The sequence below is a fragment of the Ensifer sp. EB106-05-01-XG146 genome (genome assembly GCF_058791875.1).
The window spans coordinates 1,549,871-1,570,250 of record NZ_JBYTDX010000002.1 but is presented as its reverse complement, the minus strand read 5'-3'; the positions used below and the strand labels follow the sequence as shown (position 1 = coordinate 1,570,250).

Genomic DNA, 20,380 nt, shown 5'->3' with positions numbered 1-20,380 from the left:
ACTCACTCCTGTTTCGACAGCCTTCCTGAGAAGAGAAAGCGGCTCACGCACCCTTGGCCACGTAATGGCCAGGGGCGATTTCTTTGCGCGGCAGCACCGCGGGTTCGTCGCCGACGCGGCGGATCGGGCTCGGGATCTCGCCCTCCAGCATGGCGCGCTCGCGACCCTTGCCGGGCTCGGCGACGGGCACCGCGGAAAGCAGCCGGCGAGTATAGGGATGGGACGGCGTCTCGAAGACCTGCTGGCGGCTGCCGAACTCCATGACCTGGCCGAGATAGAGCACGGCGACGCGGTGGCTCATGCGTTCGACCACCGCCATGTCATGGCTGATGAAGAGATAGGCGAGACCCTCCTGTTCCTGCAGCTCCATGAACAGGTTGATGATCTGCGCCTGGATCGAGACGTCGAGAGCCGAGAGCGCCTCGTCGGCGATGATCAGCTTGGGACGGGAGGCGAGCGCACGCGCAATGCAGACGCGCTGGCGCTGGCCGCCGGAGAATTCGTGCGGGTAACGCTTGGCGTGCGCGGGCGTCAGTCCGACGCGCTCCAGCAATTCATGCACGCGCTTTTCGATGTCCTTTTCACCGAGGATCAGGCCGTGGGTGCGGATAGGTTCGGCGATCGAGAAGCCCACGGTCTTGCGCGGGTCGAGCGAGGCGAAGGGATCCTGGAAGATGTACTGGATTTCCTGCTTCAGCCGCTGCCGCTCGGCATAGCTCATGGCCGAGACCGGGCGACCGCCAAAGAGGATCTCGCCCGAGGTTGCGTTCTGCAGTTGCTGGATCGTGCGACCGATCGTCGACTTGCCCGAGCCGCTCTCGCCGACCAGCGCCAGCGTTTCACCCGGGAAAATGTCGAAGCTGACGTTTTCGATGGCGTGCACGCGGTGCGTCGCCTTGCCGAAAAGGTTCTTGCGCACGTCGAAGCGGGTGACGAGATCACGCACCGAAAGGATCGGTGCCGCGTCGTAGCGGGCGGTGCGCTGGATATGGGTTTCGCCGACGCGCTTCGGTTCGCCGTCGATCATCATGGTCAGAGGCAGGCGCTTCGGGAATTCCTCGCCGGTCATGCTGCCGAGTTTCGGCACGGCGGAAAGCAGCGTCTGGGTATAGGGGTGCTTGGGGCTTGCGAAGATCTCGCCGACCGGACCTTCCTCGACCTTGCGGCCCTTCCACATGACGACGACGTCGTCGGCCATTTCGGCGACGACACCCATGTCATGGGTGATGAAGATCACCGCCATGCCGAGTTCTTTCTGGAGGTCGCGGATGATCGTCAGGATCTGCGCCTGGATGGTGACGTCGAGCGCCGTCGTCGGCTCGTCGGCGATCAGCAGTTTCGGCCGGCAGGCAAGCGCCATGGCGATCATGACGCGCTGGCGCATGCCGCCGGAAAGCTGGTGCGGATAGCGGCCGATCAGTTCTGCAGAATCAGGAAGGCGCACCATGTCGAGCAGGCGGCGCGTCTCGACGAGCGCTTCGGCCTTGGTCATCTTCTCGTGCAGCATCAACACTTCGGCGACCTGGTCGCCGATGGTAAAGACCGGGTTCAAGGACGTCATCGGCTCCTGGAAGATCATGGCGATCTCCTTGCCGCGGATCGCGCGCATGGTCTTCTGCGGGGCGCTCGTCAGATCGATTTCGCCGTCCTTGCCGCGAAACAGGATGCGGCCGGTCGGAAACTGGCCGCCCATCATGTCCGAGAGCCGCATGATCGACAGCGACGTCACCGATTTGCCGGAGCCGGATTCGCCGACGATTGCGAGCGTCCGGCCGGGCGTCACCGTGAAGCTCAGGTCTTCGACGACAGGATTGCCGTTGAAGGCGACGGAAAGCTTCTCAACGGCGAGCAGGGGCGCAGGCGTATCGACGGTCACGCGGTCTTCCTTGTTACAATGTGGTCGCGGCGCGCGCGGACTGTTCATAGGCGCCCGACATGAAACGCAGGACGGCGGCGATCTCGGAAAGCGTCTCCTCGGAAGGACGCGCTTTGGCGGTGGAGGAGACCAGCAGCCGCTCGCGAATTTTTGCGTAGCGCGTGCAGGCGTCCGACCCCTTGTCGGTGATGAGGATGGTCTTTTCCTTGCCTTCCTTGCCCGTCGTCACGAGGCCTGCGGCTTCGAGCTTGCGGATGGCATAGGTCGCGACATGGGTGTCCTCGATGTCGAGCACGAGACAGATGTCGGCGAGTTTCTTGCCGCGATCGCGGTGGCGGATCGTGTGCAGGATCAGGATCTCGATCGGGGAAAGACCGGGTACGCCGGCGGCCGCCATGCAGCGCATCATCCAGCGGTGAAAGGCATGCGACGCGAGGATCAACCCGTATTCGACCTCGGAGAGGCCGGGAGAGCCGCCTTCAGCAAGGTGCGCGGAGGAAACGATCGGGCCGATGGCCGCGACCGGCTTTAGATGTTCGGGCAGGGCATTTTCGGCCCATTCCCGTCCTTCGAAGCTATCCTCCGACTTCTTCGTCATTCAGCTCTTCCTCATCTTGACGATTTTATGTCATCATTTTATCGACATTTTGTCAACGAACTGCTTTGATGAATTTCCGGGCTTGCACAATGAAGCGGCTCGCGAATGAGAGGGATGGACAATGAGCGCACGCGAAACCGGCAGCTGGGACTTCTGGATCGACCGTGGCGGCACCTTCACCGATGTCATCGGTCGCGACCCGCGCGGGAACCTGCATGCCCGCAAGGTGCTGTCCGAAAATCCGGAAGCCTATCGCGACGCCGCTGTGCAAGGCATCCGCCTGCATCTCGGCCTTGCGACCGGTGCACCGATCCCGACCGGCCTCATCGGCGAAGTGCGCATGGGCACGACGGTCGCCACCAACGCGCTGCTCGAGCGCAAGGGCGAGCCCCTGGCTCTCGTGACGACCAAGGGCTTTCGCGATGCGCTGAAGATCGGCTACCAGGAACGCAAGAAGATCTTCGCGACCGAAATCATCAAGCCGGAAGCGCTCTACCAGGATATCGTCGAACTCGACGAGCGCGTGCTGGCCGACGGTATTGTCGAGCAGCCGCTCGACGAGGCGAAGGCGCGCTTTGCCCTCGAAGACCTGAAGGGCAAGGGCTACAAGGCCGTCGCCATCGTCTTCATGCATGCCTACAAGTATCCGGAGCACGAGGCGGCCGTTGCCCGCATCGCCCGCGAACTCGGCTTCGAGCAGGTCTCCGTCAGCCACGAAGTCTCGCCGCTGATCAAATATGTCGGCCGCGGTGATACCACCGTCATCGACGCCTATCTCTCCCCGGTTCTGCGCCGCTACGTCGCCCAGGTCTCCGGCGAACTCGATATTGCCCGTACCGGCGCACGCGTCATGTTCATGATGTCCTCCGGCGGCCTGACGGCGGCTGAAATGTTCCAGGGCAAGGATGCGATCCTCTCCGGCCCGGCCGGCGGTGTCGTCGGCCTCGCCAAGACCGGCGAAGCCGCGGGCTTCGATCGCGTCATCGGCTTTGACATGGGTGGTACCTCGACCGACGTCGCCCATTTCGATGGTGAATATGAGCGGGCGTTCGAGACCGAAGTTGCAGGCGTGCGCGTGCGCGCACCGATGATGCTGATCCACACGGTTGCCGCCGGCGGCGGATCGATCCTGCACTTCGACGGCGAACGTTTCCGCGTCGGCCCGGATTCGGCCGGCGCCAACCCGGGCCCCGCCTGCTACCGCAATGGCGGTCCGCTTGCTGTCACCGATGCGAATGTCATGCTCGGCAAGCTGATGCCGGATTTCTTCCCGGCGCTGTTCGGTCCGAACCAGGACGAACGTCTCGACGTCGAGACCGTGCGCGGCCGTTTTGTTGCCATGGCGACCGAGATCGGCGATGGCCGCAGCCCCGAGGATGTGGCCGACGGCTTCATCCGCATCGCCGTTGCCAACATGGTCGAGGCGATCAAGAAGATTTCCGTGCAGCGCGGTTATGACGTGACGCGCTATGCGCTGAGCTGCTTCGGCGGCGCCGGCGGCCAGCACGCGTGCCTCGTTGCCGACCAGCTCGGCATGAAGAGCATTCTCGTGCATCCGATGTCCGGCCTGCTTTCGGCCTATGGCATGGGACTTGCCGATATCCGCTCGACTCGCCAGAAGGCGCTCGGCGTCGCGCTCGACGACAAGGCGCCGGCAGCCCTCAGCACGCTGGGCGCCGAGCTGGAAGTCGATTGCCTCGGCGAACTGGAAGCACAAGGAATTGCCCGCGACGAGATTCGCACCCATCTGCGCGCCCATATCCGCTATGCCGGCACCGACACGGTGCTTGCGGTCGACGCGACCTTCCCGGCGCATGACGACATCGCCCGCCTGCGCGCCGAGTTCGAAGAGCTGCACAAGCGCCGCTTCGGCTTCGTCGCCGACAACAAGGCGCTGGTGATCGACGCCGTCGAAGTCGAGACGGTCGGCGGCGGTGCTGCCCAGATGGAGCGCGAAGGCGCATCCGTCACCTCGGGCACGCCCGACGTTTCACGCCGCACTCAGTTCTATTCGCAAGGCCAGTTCCACGATGCGCCGGTCCTGCTGCGCGCCGAACTCAGCCCCGGCCAGCGGCTCGACGGTCCGGCGATCATCATCGAACCGAACCAGACCGTCGTCGTCGAGGACGGCTGGCAGGCGGAACTGACGGCGAAAGACCATATCGTGCTGCGCCGCGTGAAGGCGCTGCAGCAGCAGAGCGCGATCGGTACCCATGCCGATCCGGTCATGCTGGAGATCTTCAACAATCTCTTCATGTCGATCGCCGAGCAGATGGGCGTGACGCTGCAGAACACCGCCTATTCGGTCAACATCAAGGAGCGGCTCGACTTCTCCTGCGCCGTCTTCGACAACCGCGGCAACCTCGTCGCCAATGCGCCGCACATGCCGGTGCATCTGGGTTCCATGGACGCCTCGGTCGCAACCGCGATCCGCGAGAACCCGGTGATCAAGCCCGGCGACGTGTTCCTGATCAACGCGCCCTATAACGGCGGCACGCACCTGCCTGACCTCACCGTCTGCACGCCCGTCTTCGACGACGCCGGACGCGAGATCCGCTTCTGGGTCGCCAGCCGCGGCCACCATGCGGATATCGGCGGCATTTCGCCGGGCTCGATGTCACCGCTTGCCACCAACATCGAGGAGGAGGGCGTCTACATCGACAACTTCAAGCTCATCGATGCAGGTCGCTTCTGCGAGGCCGAGCTTGAAGCGCTTCTGAATGGCGCGCGCTATCCGGTGCGCAACATCCTTCAGAACGTCAACGACCTGAAGGCTCAAGTGGCGGCCAACGAAAAGGGCGTCGCCGAACTCAAGAAGATGATCGCCCAGTTCGGCGAAGACGTGGTCGAGGCCTATATGGGCCACGTCCAGGACAATGCTGCTGAGAGCGTGCGCCGTGTGCTTGACCAGTTGCCAGACGGCGAATTCTCCTACGAGATGGACCAGGGCTGCAGCATCGTCGTCAAGATCACGGTCGACCGCGACAAGCGCGAGGCGACCGTCGATTTCACCGGCACGTCGGAGCAGCGCGGCGACAACTTCAATGCGCCGGCGCCTGTCACCCGCGCCGCCGTACTCTATGTCTTCCGCGTGCTGGTCGAGGCCGACATTCCGATGAATGCCGGGTGCCTGCGGCCGATCCACATCGTCATCCCCGAGGGTACGATGCTGACGCCGCGCTATCCGGCGGCCGTCGTTGCCGGCAACGTCGAGGTCAGCCAGGCCGTGACGAACTGCCTGTTCGGCGCGGTCCAGAGCCAGGCCGGCGCGCAAGGGACGATGAACAACCTGACCTTCGGCAACGACAATTATCAGTATTACGAGACGATCTGCTCCGGCGCGCCGGCGGGTCCCGGCTACAACGGTGCCGATGCGGTTCATACGCACATGACCAACTCGCGGCTCACCGATCCGGAAATCCTCGAAACCCGCTTCCCGGTGGTGCTCGAAGACTTCCACATTCGCGTCGGTTCCGGTGGCCGCGGCCAGTGGCACGCCGGAAACGGCACGAAGCGCACGATCCGGGCGCGGGAAACGCTCGACTTCGCGATCCTCTCCGGCCATCGCCGCGTCGCACCCTTCGGCATCAAGGGCGGCAGCCCGGGTGAACTCGGCCGCAACCTCGTGCGCCGCAATGACGGCCGGACGGAGGAACTGTCGGGCTGCGCCCATACGGTTCTCGAAGCTGGCGAAGCCTTTACCGTCGTGACGCCGACCGGCGGTGGATACGGCCGGTCATAGGCCGGAAAGACTGAAATCTCCCAAGACTGCTGCGGTGGTCTGCGGGCGGGCGAGCGATCGTCCGCCCGTTTTTCGTTCCGGCATATGCACAACAACTATTGCTGCATATGCGAAAAGACGCGATCGCTTTTTTAACCCGAATTTAAATTCGAAATTACTAAGTACTTATTGGTCAGTGCGCGCCCCAGTTCCTCCCCTTGCGGGGCCGCAAACATCCGGTCCTCCTCCCGCCGGTTTGGCTGACCATGTCCCCTCCCATCAGCGCGATTGCGACATCACAGGAGTCACGGCAGTGACGTTCAAGAACCTTTCGATTTTGACCAAGGTCGGCCTTGTGGTCGTGGTCATGGGCATATCCTCCATTCTGATCGCGCTTGCCGGTGCGCGTGGTCTTTCCTCGCTCGGTGCGACGATCGTCGATGTCGGCGCGCGTGAGGAAGCAGCGCGCGAGGCAATGGACCTGCGCGTCGACATCATCGCCATCAGCCGCATGACCTATCAGCTCGCCGCCGCCCCGGAGAACGCCGCCGACTTCGGCGCGGAAACCGAAAAGCGTGCGACCGAAATGCTCGGCCGCCTGACCAAGATCGAGGCGGTCGCCGACGATGCCGAAGACAAGCTGCTGAATGACATCCGCCTGACGCTCAACAGCTACTTCGACGAGATCCGCGCCATGGTCGCCGTCGCCGCCGAGAAGGGCGGAGATGCCGGTGCCGTCAAGGCCGCACTCGACAAGGCGCTCGAAGCGCAAAAGACCGTGACGGCAACAGTCAAGACCTACAGCACCTATTCCGGCGAAGCGCTTTCCGCCGCTCGTGAAGAGGCGCTGAATTCCTCGTCCGTCGCCATGACAATCCTCGCCGCGGCCGCTGCGGCCTGCGTGCTCTTCGGCGTCGGCGTCAGCCTCGTCGTTGCCCGCCGCGGCATCGTCATGCCGGTCCGTGACCTGACCTCGACCATGAGCGAACTTGCCGACGGAAAACTGGATGGAGATGCGACGGACGTTTCCCGCCAGGACGAGATCGGCGAGATGGCCCGTGCCGTCGAAGTCTTCCGCAAGAACGGCATCGCCATGCGCGCGATGAAGGCGCAGGAAGCGGCCCTCCATGCGCGCAGCAGCGACCTGCAGTCCAACATCAGCGTCGTCGTCGCCTCTGCCGTTGCCGGCGATTTCACCGGCCGCATCAACAAGGACTATGAAAACGACGACCTCAACCGCTTCGCATGGAGCGTCAACGAGCTCGTCTCCAGCGTCGACCAGACCGTCACCGAAGTCCGCCGCGTGATTGCGGCGCTTGCCGACGCCGACCTGACGCAGAACATGCGCGGCGAATTCCACGGTGCCTTCGCCGAGCTGCAGACGAACGTCAACCAGACGATGGTGACGCTGCGGTCGACCATGCAGAACGTGCGCACCGCGGCCAGCACCATCAACGACAACTCCGCCGAACTGAGCTCGGCTGCCAATGATCTGTCGAAGCGCACGGAACAGCAGGCGGCAGCGCTTGAGGAAACCGCAGCGGCGCTCGACGAAATCACCTCGACCGTGCGCACCGCCTCGGAGCGGGCGAATGAGGCGCATGAGATGGTGCGCGCCACCAAGGAAAGCGCCGGCCGTTCCGGCGCGATCGTGCGCAGCGCCGTCGATGCCATGGGCCGCATCGAGGGTTCGTCCAACCGCATCAACCAGATCATCTCGGTCATCGACGAAATCGCCTTCCAGACGAACCTGCTGGCGCTCAATGCCGGCGTCGAAGCGGCACGCGCGGGCGAAGCCGGCCGCGGTTTTGCCGTCGTCGCCCAGGAAGTGCGCGAGCTGGCGCAACGCTCGGCCAACGCGGCCAAGGAAATCAAGACGCTGATCCACAGCTCGGCGTCGGAAGTCGAAAACGGCGTGGCGCTGGTGCGCTCGACCGGCGAGGCGCTGCTGGAGATCGAGACACTGGTCAACAATGTCAGCGGCCACGTCAACACGATCGCGACGGCGGCGCGCGAGCAGGCGACCGCACTGCAGGAGATCAACACCTCCGTCAACCACATGGACCAGATGACCCAGCAGAACGCGGCGATGGTGGAAGAGACGACAGCCGCCAGCGGCACGCTCGCCGAAGAGAGCCGTCAGTTGCGCACGATGCTGGCGAAGTTCAAGCTGGAAGGTGCTGCAGCCCGCGAAGGCTGGAGCCGCGCCGCCTGATCGAGCGGCGTAATCGCCACGACTTCAAGTGAAGTTCTTGCTGCGGCGGCACTGTCGTTTCTGCACCCCGTGTTGACGGGGACGGGGACAACAGTGCCGCCGAGCATATTGAAGCGCGAGACCGTTTCCCCATCTTTTGCGCCTGAAAATCCAGGCGCTCCTGCGCCTTCTTCCCGATTTGCTGGGAAGCATGCCTGTTAGCCGCTATTCTGGAACGCAGACGTGTGAGTCGTTAATTTGCGGGACAACCGAATGACGCAGCAGTTCGACCTCTTTGTTTCGGACGAGGCAACTTCCAAAAAGGCGGGCGGTGGACCGGCGGTCAAGCGGGCATCGCTGACCGAGGACGATATGGTCCGTCACCTTCAGGCGACGGGTCGCTATCGCCTGTTGCAGCGGCTTGTGCCGCGCGCTGTGGTGCCTGTTGCGCGTCCCGGCTTCCCCCTGCATGGCGTCATTCTCGATACCGAAACCACAGGGCTCAACCATCGCAAGGATGAGATCATCGAGATCGGCCTGATCGCCTTTACCTTCGATGAGAAGGGAAACCTGGGAGACGTGACTGGCGTTTTCGGCGGCTTGCGCCAGCCGTCCAATCCGATCCCTGCGGAAATCACTCGTCTTACCGGCATCACCAACGAGATGGTCGCGGGAAAGACGATCGACCTCGACGAAGTGCGGGCGCTGATGGAAAAGGCCGACCTTGTCATCGCCCACAATGCCGGCTTCGACCGTCCCTTCTGCGAGGCCTTCTCGCCCGTTTTTGCAGGAAAGGCATGGGCCTGTTCCGTCTCCGAGATCGATTGGTCTTCCCGCGGCTTCGAAGGCACCAAGCTCGGTTACCTGATCGGGCAGGCCGGTTACTTCCACGACGGCCACCGGGCGGTCGACGACTGTTTCGCTTTGCTCGAAGTCCTTGCCAAGGATGGCGGCTCCGGCAGCACGCCCTTTGCCGAACTCTACGAGGCGAGCCAGCGATCACGCGTCCGCATTTTTGCGGAAAACAGCCCCTTCGACATGAAGGATCATCTGAAAGCTCGCGGCTACCGCTGGTCTGACGGAAGTGACGGCCGTCCGAAATCCTGGTGGGTCGAAGTCGCCGAAACCGCACTTGAAGACGAACTCGGCTACCTCCGCTCGGAGATCTATCGCTGGAAGGAAGCCGATCCGCCGATCAAGCGCTTGACCGCTTTCGACCGCTTCCGGGCCTGACACGCGAACGAGCCGCTGCGGCCGACAGGGCAAGCCCTTCGGTGACGCGGGCGTCGCTCGATTAAAACATCCTTTTCCCGCCGATCTTTGCATGACGCGGCCCACCGATCGTAGCGCAGGCGCCAGGCTGAGGCTGTCCTGCGCCGGACGCGGGCTGACGGCCCGCTACGCCCCGATTTGCCTGTCTTTCCACATCTGGCAAACAACGCCCGGTTTACCGTTAACCGCTGAATTCACGCACAAAAAGCGTGGACGCCCGACCGAATCCGACTATACGTGCGCAGACTTGACTTAGAAATTCAAGTTTTATGCTATTGTTATAGTTGATGTTTCAATGTCGATGTTCGCAATCTCGTCCAGTTTTGAGAGTGCTCCCAAGCGTGGGATGACCCGCGATCGCCGACACTTTGTCTGGCAGCCAGTCTGCATGGGCGCAACCGAACGCGCCGTGACCGAAGGGCCGGTTACGCACCCGCTTTGCCGAAGCGAGCTGCTGCGCACGAGACCCGTCTGTCGGTCGAAATAGCCGCAACTGAACGCAATGTCCGGGGCTCGCCCTGCACCGTTGTTCAACGGGCAAGGCGCGTGCGTCGCGTTCTGAGCGGCTGGGTTCGGCCGGCGACAGTGGCGGATACGGAATTCACCTTAATCGAAGTTACAGGGGTAAGAGAATGGCAAGGGGCAGGTTCAATTCGGTTTCGCGTCGGCGAGCCAAAGTCGTGCTGGCGGGCGTGTCGCTGCTGGCAATGTCCGCCGTGGCGGCGTCGGCCCAGGAGGCACGCAAGACCAACCGGGTCGAAAGCCTGGCCCAGGCTGAACGCAGTTCGGGCGGCGCGACGCAGCTGGCCCCCATCGTGGCCGTCGGGCAAGCGGGCGGTCAGCCGCCTGAGACCGGCACCATCGGCCAGCCGTCAGCTCCCTATGCGGGCGGTCAGATGGCGACCGGTGCGCGGCTTGGCGCGCTCGGCAACCGTCCTGTCAAGGAAACCCCGTTCAGCGTCACCAGCTACACGGATAAGCTGATCCGCGATCAGCAGGCGCGAACGGTCGCCGATGTCACCCTCAACGATCCCTCGGTACGCATGGATGCGCCGGCGTTCAGCGAGCGTGATTCGTTCTTCATTCGCGGCTTCTCGGTCACCAATCTGGATACGGCCTATGACGGCCTCTTCTACATCACCAACCCGCGCCGCAGCCCCCTTGAGGGTATCGAGCGCGTCGAGGTCCTGAAAGGCCCGAGCGCGCTGGTCAACGGCGGCGTCGACCGCGTCGGTGGGACTATCAATCTGGTGCCCAAGCGCGCCACCGACGAGCCGCTGACGCGACTGACGACCACCTATATGTCGGACTCGCAATTGTGGTCGCACCTCGATGTCGGTCGCCGTTTCGGGCCCGAGGGCGAATGGGGCGTCCGTTTCAACGGTTCCTATCGTGGCGGCGACACGGCGCTTGACCACAACGAAAACGAGATCGGCGTGCTGTCGCTCGGGCTCGACTATCGCGGCGATCGGGTGCGTGCCTCGCTCGACCTCAATCATTCCAAGCAGAACATCAATGCGCCGGCCTCTCTGTTCAACGCGGCAGCGCCGGGCATCAAGATCCCGGAAGCGCCGGACGGCCGGATCAACACGTCCAACCCGTTCGAATACCATGACAGCGAACACAATATGGTCGCTGGCCGCGTCGAGTTCGACGTGCTGGAGAACACCACTGTTTACGCCGCCGGCGGCATCAGCCGCTACCGCGAGGACTTCCTGAGCACGTCCTACACCATTCAAAATCCCAATGGCGATGCGCTGGCCGAGTTCGGCTACAATCCGCAGGAGATCCAGGGGGTCTCGGGTGAGGTTGGTCTCCGCTCGGAGTTCGATACCGGACCCGTCAGTCATCAGCTCAGCGTTTCTGTGAGCCGAGCGCTCAACGAGAATAACCGCGGCTACTTCCATCCGGGCAGGCTCGGCTTCAGAAGCTACATGACCAACATCTACAATCCGATCTATGTGCCGAGCGATTGGGTCAATACGGGCGGGCTTCCGCGCTCGAACGACCTGCATGCGTTTTCGGACCTGCTCGCGACCAGCGTCGCGATCTCCGATACGCTTTCCTTTGCCGAAGACCGTTTCCAGCTGACGGTCGGCGGGCGCTATCAGGAAATGCGTGTACGAGGGTACAATACGCGTCCCGGCGCCGTGCCGCTCGGTCAACAGACCTACTATTACGAGGAAGGCCGGTTCAGCCCTGCCGTCGCGGCACTCGTAAACGTCACCGACAGCTTCTCTGTCTACGGCAACTACGTGGAAGCTCTGACCGAAGGGCCGTCAGCGCCGTCCAACGCTCTGAACAGCGACCAGATTTTCCCTCCTGTTGTCAGCAAGCAGAAGGAAATCGGCTTCAAATACGACCTCGGCGAAGTAATGCTCGGCGCAGCGCTGTTCGAGATCAGGCAGCCAAACGGTTTGACAACCGGCGGCGTCTTCGCCGTCGACGGCCTGCAGGTGAACCGTGGCATCGAGCTTTCAGCCTATGGCGAACCGGTTGACGGCGTTCGCTTGCTTGGTGGCATCACCTTCATGGACGCCAAGCTCGATAAGGCAGAGAACTCGAGAACAGGAGAGCGGTTCGATGGCAACCGTGTGCCCGGCGTCCCGACGACCGCGATCAGCCTCTATGGTGAATACGACACACCCTGGGTCGAGGACCTGACGCTCACCGGTCGCCTCGTTTATACCGGCAGCACCTACTACGACCAGAGGAACACGCAGAAGGTCTCGGACTGGACGCGGGTCGATCTCGGTGCGCGTTACTCCTTCGAGCGTGAAAACGCTAAGCCGGTGGAAATCCGGGCGACCGTCCAGAACGTGTTCGACGAGAACTACTGGGCCTCGTCCGCCCGTGGCTTCCTTGCCGCCGGCGCGCCGCGCACCTTCATGGGGTCGACTGCGTTTGAATTCTGAGCCAGAGGAGCTTCAGTCACAAAAAGAAACGGCCGGCATTCTGCCGGCCGTTTCTCGTTTCGGGGGGCGTGCCGATCAGGCTTCCGGCGAATAACCGAAGACGACGGCCGGGTTTTCCGCGGTCTCGACCCAGACGCTCTTCGTCTGTGTATAGGCCATCAGTGCATCACGGCCGGAGGAGCGGCCATAGCCGGAGCGGCCGAAGCCGCCGAAGGGCGACATGACACTGATCGTCTTGTAGCCGTTGATCCAGAAGGTCCCGGCCCGCACCCTTGAAGCGACCCGGTGTGCGCGGCCGACATCACGGGTCCAAACGGCGCCTGCCAGGCCGTACGGGTTGTCGTTGGCGAGGGTGACCGCCTCGTCCTCGTCGTCGAAGACGGTGACGCCGACGACCGGGCCGAAGACCTCTTCGCGGGCGATCGTCATGTCCGGCTTGACGTTGTCGAGAATGGTCGGCGCGAAATAGAAGCCGCCGGAGGCTTGAAGAGAAGCCGGCTTGGCGCCGCCGGTTGCAAGCGTTGCACCTTCGGCAACGCCCTGGCGCACCATTTCCGCGATCTTCGCCCATTGTCGTGCATTGTTGATCGGGCCGATCTGCGTGCTGTCGAGATAGGGATCGCCGACGGGGATGCGCGCGGCAGCCTCGGCATAACGCTCGACGAACTGCTGGTGCACCGAGCGATGCACGAGCAGGCGTGAGCCGGCAACGCAGCTCTGGCCGGCGCCAGAGAAGATCGCCGATTGGGCGCCGACGATGGCGCGGTCGATATCGGCATCGGCAAAGACGATGTTGCCGGACTTGCCGCCGAGTTCGAGGATACAGGGCACGACGTTCTTCGCAGCCGCTGCCGCAATGGCCGAACCGGCAAGCGCCGAGCCGACGAAGACGACGAGTGCCGTTTTCGGATGGGCGACCATCGCCTGGCCCGCCGTTACGCCCTGGCCGGCGATGACGTTGACGAGGCCACGGGGCGCGCCGCCCGCCTCGCAGAGCGCACCGAGCACGAGCGTGCTGAGCGGCGTCAGTTCCGACGGCTTGATGACGACGCCGTTGCCGGCGCAGATCGCAGGCGCAATCTGCCATCCGCCGGTAAAGAGCGGCGCGTTCCAAGGGGTGATCTGGGCGACGACGCCAACCGGCTCGTTGCGGGTATAGTTCAGATGCGAGGTCGGGACCGGGATGACCTCGCCGTGCAGCTTGTCGCACCAGCCGGCATAATATTCGAACATCTCGGCGACCCGGACAGCCTCGCCACGGATGTCGCGGATCGGCCGGCCGGCCGAGCGGCTTTCGAGCTCGGCAATCTCGCCGGCGCGCTCGCGGATCTTGCGGGCGATCTCGTTCATCACCCGGCCGCGCGCCGAAGCGGTCATCGAGATCCATTCGCGCTGGGCGCGCGCTGCCGCCTGCATGGCGGCGTCGACGATATCAGCGCCGGCGTCCTTGAAGGTGGCGAAGACTTCGCCGGTCGCCGGATCGGTGAGCGCCTGCTCGTCGCCGGAACCGGGCACCAGCGTGCCGTCGACATAGCTGCCGATCTCGGTGCCGGGAATGATGCCGTGGAACAGCGCCCGGATGCGCTCGGCCTTGGCGGGCATGGTCATGTCGTTCATCGTCGTTCCCTTCAAGTCTCAGTTGTCGTTGGCCACCGGGCGGAAGGCGCCCATGCGGGTGAAGTCCTCGGCGTTTTCGAGCGGGCTCTCGGCCCAGAGCTTGGCGACCGCGCCCGAGAGCGGCAGATCGGCGCCGGTGCGGGCCGCAAGCTCGCTGGCAAGCCGCACGTCCTTGCGCATCAGGCCCATGGTGAAGCCGCTGTCGAAGCGGCCGTTCATCACCCAGGTCGGGAAATGCACTTCGCTGATCATCGATTTGCCGGACGCGGCGTTGAGCACCTTCAGCGCCTCGTCCGCATCGAGCCCGGCGGCAAGCGCCAGCTTCAGCCCTTCGCCCGTCGTCACCATATGGGCGGCGGCGAGCAGGTTGTTGACGAGCTTGGCAACGTTGCCGGCGCCGCTCGGGCCGACATGCAGGGCCTTGGCCGACATCGCGTCGATCACCGGGCCGGCAAGGGCGACGTCCGCATCACTGCCACCGATCATCATCGTCAGCTTGCCGCTTGCGGCACCTGCCGGACCGCCGGAGACCGGCGCGTCGATGAAGCCGTGGCCGAGGCCGGCAAGGGCTGCGGCGAGATCACGCGAGACATCCGGCTCGGAGGTCGAGGTGTCGATGATGACGACGCGGCGGCCGGCCGCCTTCAGCGCTTCGAGATTGGCCTCGACGACGGCTGCCACGTCCTTGGCGGTCGGCAGCGAGAAGACGATGAAGTTGGTGTCGAAGAAGACGTCAGTCAGAGCCTCGACCGGGGTCACCCCGCCTTCGGCGGCAAGCGTGCGCCGGGCCTCGGAGAGGTCGAAGCCCTTGACGGCAAAACCTTTGCCGGCGAGCGTCGTCGCCATGCCGAGACCCATGGCGCCCAAACCCACCACGCCAACTGTCGTTCGTTCCGCCGTCATGATCCGCTTACCCTCGTATGATCAGAATGATCCGGCGAAGGTGGCATGCGGGCTGGCGAGCGGGTAGACGGCGCGCCTGGTACAATGCGTTGCTGGCGTGGCAACGTCTGCTCGACCGCCGGTGATGGGAAAGGCGAGCGTTAGCGCCGCGCGGGTTTCATCGAGCTAGGACGGTCTTCTAAGTCTGGAAGGATTGCATCTCGCGCGCGAGATGCTGGCCGAGTTTTTCGACCGACAGCGGCAGGCGGCGGTGGGCCCGCACCATCAAATGCGCGCTCGCCTCGCTCAGCAGCGGATCGGAGAGGTCGATCGCCTGCATGGACCCGCGCGCGATTTCCACGGTTACGGACGTGCGCGGCAGGAAGGTGACGCCAAGGCTTGCTGCAACGAAGCGGCGGAGCACCTCGATCGAATGGGTTTCGAGCAACGGCGCCAGCGCCAGCCCCGCATCGGCCGCCACCCGCGCCACCAGTTGTGTCACGCCATTGCCCTTGCCGAGCAGCGCGCACGGGAAGGCGAGGCAATCGGCAAGTTTCAGGTCGCTGCGCTCGGACAGGGGATGGCCCGCCGGCACGATGACGCAGAGCGGCTGGCGCGCAATCGCCAGCGCCCGGATGCGCGGTTCGGTCAGGGGATTGTAGGCGATGCCGATGTCGGCGTCGCTGTTGGCGATGGCGTCGACGACGTCTTCGGTGCTGCCGAGTTCGACGATGTAGCGCACATAGGAGTGTGCCTTTGAGAACGACGAGAGCCCGTGCTCCACCAGGTCGGCCATGAAACCTTCGCCGCAGCGAATGCGGATGCGGGTCTGCTGCACGCCGCGGATCTGGTCGAGCTGCTCGGCAAGCAGCCCGTTGTCCTCGAGCACGCGTTTGCCGTGTTCGAGCACCAGTTCACCGGCGTCGGTCAGGACCGTGCCGCGGGCGGTGCGCTCGAAGAGGGACAGGCCGATGTCGCGTTCAGTGTCGGCGATCTGGCGGCTGACGACCGATGGCGCCAGCCCCATATGCTCCGCAGCGCCCCGGATCGAACCGATGCGCGCAACCGCCATAAAGATCCTGAGCGCTTTCGCGTCGAGTACGTCCATGGTGGTCATGGATGCGACGGAATCCCCTTGGGGTCAACGACCAAGCGAGGTCGCGATCAGGCGTGTCCAGAGGTTTACGCCCTGGCCGATGATCGCGTCGTTGAAATCGTAGTGCGGCGAGTGCAGGCCGGGGTTAACGCCCTCGCGTCTTGCGCCGAGCCAGAGATAGCAGCCGGGACGTTCGTCGAGCATGAAGGCGAAGTCCTCGGCCGCCATGCTTGGTGGCGCGTCGATGACCGTCAAGGCCGGGTCTGCCGCGGCGACCGAGCGTGCGAGCGCGGCGGCTGCGGGATCGTTGATCGTCGCCGGATAGCGGCGCTGATAATCGAGCTCGGCCGTGCAGCCGAGCCCTTCGGCAAGGGCCGAAACGAGCGTGCGCATCCGGTTTTCGAGCGTGTCACCGACCGCCTTGTCGAACCAGCGCGTGGTGCCGCGGATCACGGCTTTTTCCGGGATCACGTTCCAGGCGTCGCCGCCGTGGATCTGTGTGACGGAGACGACGGCCGCTTCGAGTGGCGAGACGTTACGGCTGGCAATCGTCTGCAAGGCCGTGACGATCTGGGCGCTAGCGACGAGCGGGTCAGCACCCTCATGCGGCATCGCCCCATGGGCGCCGCGACCGGTGATGGTGATTTCGAAGACCCCGAAGGCGGCCATCATCGCGTCGTCGCGGGCCACCACCGAGCCGACGTCGAGCGCCGGCCAGTTGTGCAGCGCATAGACGGCATCGGCCGGGAAATCACGGAAGAGGCCATCGGCGACCATGACGCGGGCACCGCCCTCGGCCTCTTCGGCCGGCTGGAAGATGAAATGCACGGTGCCGTCGAAGTCCATCTCGCTCGCCTGCCGGGCGGCGGCCAGCAGCATGGCGACGTGGCCGTCGTGGCCGCAGGCGTGCATCTTGCCCGTCGTCTTCGAGGCGTAGGCAGCGCCGCTCGTCTCGATGATCGGCAGCGCGTCCATGTCGGCGCGAATGGCGATCGATCGGTTCGATGTGCCACGCCTGAGCGTGCCGACAAGCCCGGTGCCGCCATAACCGTCCTTCACGGCAATGCCCCATTCGGCAAGCCGGCCGGCGATGAAGGCCGCGGTCTGGCGTTCCTCGAAGGCAAGCTCGGGATGGGCATGCAGGTGATGACGCCAGCGGATCGTTTCCTCGATGCGCTCGGGGCTGATGTCGTGGCGTGTCATGGCGTGCGTCCTGTCGTTTGAGGGGATGGCCGGCCGCAGAGCGGCCGACCTGTTTCTCTTACACAATTCCGGACGGAAAACCGCTTCCTGGAATTGCGTGCCGCGTTACTGTCCGAGGCGCAGGAAGAGATCGGCGACGACGACCGAGCCCATATAGGTGCCGACCATCACGCAGATCGCGACGATGACGATCTTCCAACCCGAGCGGCGGGCGATCGCGAACTCGTTCGCCGTCAAGGCAAGGCCGCCATAGGCAAGCGCCGGAGTCGCCAACGCGAGGAAGTTGAGGTGCTCGACCTGTTCGCTGACCCAGGCTGCACCCGGAACGCCCGGGATGGTGATGAGGATCGCAATCAGCGAAACCCAGGCGACGCTTGGCAGGTAGAAGGGCACGAAGCGGGCGAGCGCCAGGCCGACGATGCAGGCGGCATATAGCGTCGCCATGCCCGGCAGCGCGGTGAGCGGCGACGTTCCGGTGCCGACCCAGTTGGCGACAAGGCCGATCGCACAGGCGATGATCAGCAGGCCGGCATGGCCGATCACATCGAGCTTGCGTTCGTCCTCGGGGTTCAGCGGGAGATCGTCGGCGTAGTTGGCGGAGGTGTTCTGGTTGGTCATGGTTCTCTCTCCCGATCAGGCTGCGGTGCGACGCTCGGATGGGCGCGCCTTGTTGTAGAGCCACTCCGTCAACGGCAGCGCCACGAACATGCCGACATAGAGGCCGGTGGCATAGGTCAGGATGTTGCTGGCGGCGGCGAGCGCGAGAATGATGTCCTTCTGGTCCGGCACCGCCGCGACGAGACCGCCGGTGCAGGCCGCCAGCATCGAGCCGGAGCCGACGCCGCAGGACATGGCGAGCGCACGCACGTCGAAGATGCCGAGGCCGTGAACGATCGGCGGCATGATGGCGAAGACGAAGGTGCCGATCAGCGTGCCGGTCGCATAAACGCCCATGGCGCCGGCACCTTCCGGCGAGTTGAGGCCATATTTGTCGGCGATCAGCGCGATGTTCGGCTCGCGGTCGATCGAATAGGTGGCGCCGACGGCTTCACGGCCCATCTTGAGAAGGAACACTGCGACCGGGAAGGCGACGATGATCGTGCCGAGATTGCCGAGCTCCTGCAGAACCAGCGCCGGGCCGGCCTCGATGATCTGCGAAATCTGCGGGCCGACCGTCGTTCCGAACTTGGCGATGAACGGCATGATGGCAACGGTGATCATCGCGCCGGAAAGCTTGACCGCATCGCGCGACAGGAACTTGCCGGTCGCCTTGAAAATGGCCGGATTGAAGGCGATGCCGAGCGCGAAGGCGTAAAGGATCGGCAGGAAGATGACGGTGCCGATACCGATCGGCAGACGCTGAATGCCGATCAGCTCGGAGACGATGACGATCGCCAGCACAAAGATATGCAGATAGAGCGCGCCCGAGGCGGCTCCGGATTTCCCGGTCATGATGTTCTCCTCTGGTTGGGAGCCAGTTGTTGTTCTTTGCCCAGCGTTCAGAGTAGGCGGTGAGGGCAAATTGCGGCTAGCCGGCCGGCAAGCAACGAAGTGTTGCGATTTGAGCAACGGGCGGGCCGCTGTTCGGGCGGCCATTGGGATCAATCCCGCAGCGCCTTCATGTCATGGCGTCATTCCTGCAGTTCATTCCAGTTGGCGCAACGACGAATCGTCACCGCCTCTGCCCTTGCTGTCGCACAGCGGGGAGGGGGAACCAAGCACTATTGGCTTCTCTCGGTGAGACACTTTCCGAAGTCTATTCTGCCCGCGCCCGACGCTTTCCGTTATCTCCTTGATCCTCCCGGCGGCGGAAAACGAAACCGCACAAAATTCCCTGAAAATGCCCATTGAAATCGATTACATTTTCTGGCTTCATGGTTCTCGCAAGATTTGGGAGGATCTGATGAAGAAATTTATCGCCGCAGCGCTTGGCGCTGTCGCAACCATTGCCATTTCCGCTTCTTTCGCCAATGCCGAGACCTTCAAGATCGGCCTGTCCAACGGCTGGGTCGGCAGCGAATGGCGCACGCAGATGATCGACGAGGCCAAGGAGGCCGCGGCGAAGTGGAAGGAGAAGGGCGTCGACGTCGAAGTCTCCGTCCAGAGCGCCAATGTCGACGTACCCGGGCAGATCGCGCATGTGCGCAACTTCATCGCCGAAGGCGTGAACGCCATCATCATCAACCCCAACAGCCCGACGGCCTTCGATCCGATCTTCGCCCAGGCAAAGGAAGCCGGCATCCTGGTGATCGCGACGGACGCCGAGGTTTCCTCGCCGGATGCGACCTATGTCGGCATCGACCAGACGGCCTGGGGCGCTGCCGGCGCCAAGTGGCTGGCTGATACGCTCGGCGGCAAGGGCAAGGTGGTCGCCATCAACGGCGTCGCCGGCCATCCGGCCAATGAAATGCGCGTCGCCGGCTACAAGAGTGTCTTCAAGGATTATCCGGATCTGCAGGTGGTCAACGAGGTCAACGCCAACTGGGATCAGGCCCAGGGCCAGCAGGCGATGCAGAACATCCTTGCAACCTATCCTGATATCAACGGCGTCGTCGTGCAGGACGGCATGGCGGCCGGCGCCTGGAAGTCGATCATGGATGCGGGCAAGACCAGCCAGATCGCCGCAACCGGCGAAATCCGCAAGGACTTCATCGACCTTTGGGTCAAGGACAAGCTGAACTCCGGCGCGACCGTCAACCCGCCGGGCGTCATGGCAAGCGCGCTCAACGTCGCGGTGCTGATGCTGCAGGGCAAGGAACTGAAGGAGCCGGCAACGGCTGGCCAGTACAAGAACGCCATGTATCTGCCGATCCCGTTCATCGACAGCAAGAACCTTGGCGACGCCGCCAAGCAGCTCGACGGCAAGCCAGGCTACTACTCCTACACCAACGCGCTTTCGATCGACGACGCCACGGCGTTGTTCAAGTAAGTTCGGGTTTCGCCGGGCGACTCTTGTCTTGAGCCGCCCGGCGACCGATGCCGCCGATGGCCACCGACCAAGGCCGA

Annotated in this window: 13 protein-coding genes; 5 read left to right on the top strand and 8 right to left on the bottom strand. The window is 63.9% G+C overall.

Annotation, left to right across the window (positions count from 1 at the left end; genetic code table 11):
• Positions 1-43 precede the first annotated feature (43 nt).
• Complete coding sequence (locus tag AC3WVQ_RS27260) at positions 44-1,876, bottom strand: ABC transporter ATP-binding protein (protein WP_034805626.1); 1,833 nt, start codon at positions 1,874-1,876, stop codon at positions 44-46.
• 13 nt (positions 1,877-1,889) lie between these two features.
• The gene (locus tag AC3WVQ_RS27255) at positions 1,890-2,474 is read right to left on the bottom strand and encodes a winged helix DNA-binding protein (RefSeq protein ID WP_043622645.1); all 585 of its coding nucleotides are present in this window, start codon (positions 2,472-2,474) and stop codon (positions 1,890-1,892) included.
• A gap of 121 nt (positions 2,475-2,595) precedes the next feature.
• Between AC3WVQ_RS27255 and AC3WVQ_RS27250 the strand changes: the two genes are divergently transcribed.
• The 4 genes from AC3WVQ_RS27250 (at position 2,596) to AC3WVQ_RS27235 (ending at position 12,576) form a co-directional block, all read left to right on the top strand.
• Positions 2,596-6,216: a hydantoinase B/oxoprolinase family protein gene (locus tag AC3WVQ_RS27250; RefSeq protein WP_492383261.1), complete on the top strand. Its 3,621-nt coding sequence runs from the start codon at positions 2,596-2,598 to the stop codon at positions 6,214-6,216.
• Positions 6,217-6,508: 292 nt separating this feature from the next.
• On the top strand, positions 6,509-8,410 hold the full coding sequence (locus AC3WVQ_RS27245; RefSeq protein ID WP_060644639.1) for a methyl-accepting chemotaxis protein: 1,902 nt from the start codon (positions 6,509-6,511) through the stop codon (positions 8,408-8,410).
• A gap of 252 nt (positions 8,411-8,662) precedes the next feature.
• The gene (locus tag AC3WVQ_RS27240) at positions 8,663-9,622 is read left to right on the top strand and encodes a 3'-5' exonuclease (protein ID WP_034805639.1); all 960 of its coding nucleotides are present in this window, start codon (positions 8,663-8,665) and stop codon (positions 9,620-9,622) included.
• A 671-nt stretch (positions 9,623-10,293) separates the two neighbouring features.
• Positions 10,294-12,576, top strand: coding sequence for a TonB-dependent receptor (locus AC3WVQ_RS27235; protein ID WP_492383260.1), 2,283 nt, complete (start codon positions 10,294-10,296; stop codon positions 12,574-12,576).
• Positions 12,577-12,651: 75 nt separating this feature from the next.
• Here the strand turns inward: AC3WVQ_RS27235 and AC3WVQ_RS27230 are convergent, their stop codons facing one another.
• From AC3WVQ_RS27230 to AC3WVQ_RS27205, 6 genes are all read right to left on the bottom strand, one after another.
• Positions 12,652-14,193 carry an aldehyde dehydrogenase family protein gene (locus AC3WVQ_RS27230; protein WP_034805642.1) on the bottom strand — a complete coding sequence of 514 codons (1,542 nt, stop codon included), beginning with the start codon at positions 14,191-14,193 and terminating at the stop codon, positions 12,652-12,654.
• An 18-nt stretch (positions 14,194-14,211) separates the two neighbouring features.
• Entirely contained in the window at positions 14,212-15,096 is an 885-nt protein-coding gene (locus AC3WVQ_RS27225) for an NAD(P)-dependent oxidoreductase (RefSeq protein WP_034805645.1), read from the bottom strand.
• Between the two features lie 178 nt (positions 15,097-15,274).
• Positions 15,275-16,192, bottom strand: coding sequence for a LysR family transcriptional regulator (locus tag AC3WVQ_RS27220; protein WP_234798789.1), 918 nt, complete (start codon positions 16,190-16,192; stop codon positions 15,275-15,277).
• A gap of 24 nt (positions 16,193-16,216) precedes the next feature.
• Positions 16,217-17,374: a M20 aminoacylase family protein gene (locus AC3WVQ_RS27215; RefSeq protein ID WP_034805651.1), complete on the bottom strand. Its 1,158-nt coding sequence runs from the start codon at positions 17,372-17,374 to the stop codon at positions 16,217-16,219.
• 105 nt (positions 17,375-17,479) lie between these two features.
• Positions 17,480-17,992, bottom strand: coding sequence for a hypothetical protein (locus tag AC3WVQ_RS27210; protein ID WP_034805654.1), 513 nt, complete (start codon positions 17,990-17,992; stop codon positions 17,480-17,482).
• A gap of 15 nt (positions 17,993-18,007) precedes the next feature.
• Complete coding sequence (locus AC3WVQ_RS27205; protein ID WP_492383259.1) at positions 18,008-18,826, bottom strand: DUF3100 domain-containing protein; 819 nt, start codon at positions 18,824-18,826, stop codon at positions 18,008-18,010.
• Between the two features lie 451 nt (positions 18,827-19,277).
• Here AC3WVQ_RS27205 and AC3WVQ_RS27200 point away from each other — a divergent pair, with 451 nt between their 5' ends.
• Entirely contained in the window at positions 19,278-20,303 is a 1,026-nt protein-coding gene (locus AC3WVQ_RS27200) for an ABC transporter substrate-binding protein (protein ID WP_034805952.1), read from the top strand.
• The last annotated feature ends 77 nt before the right edge of the window (positions 20,304-20,380 follow it).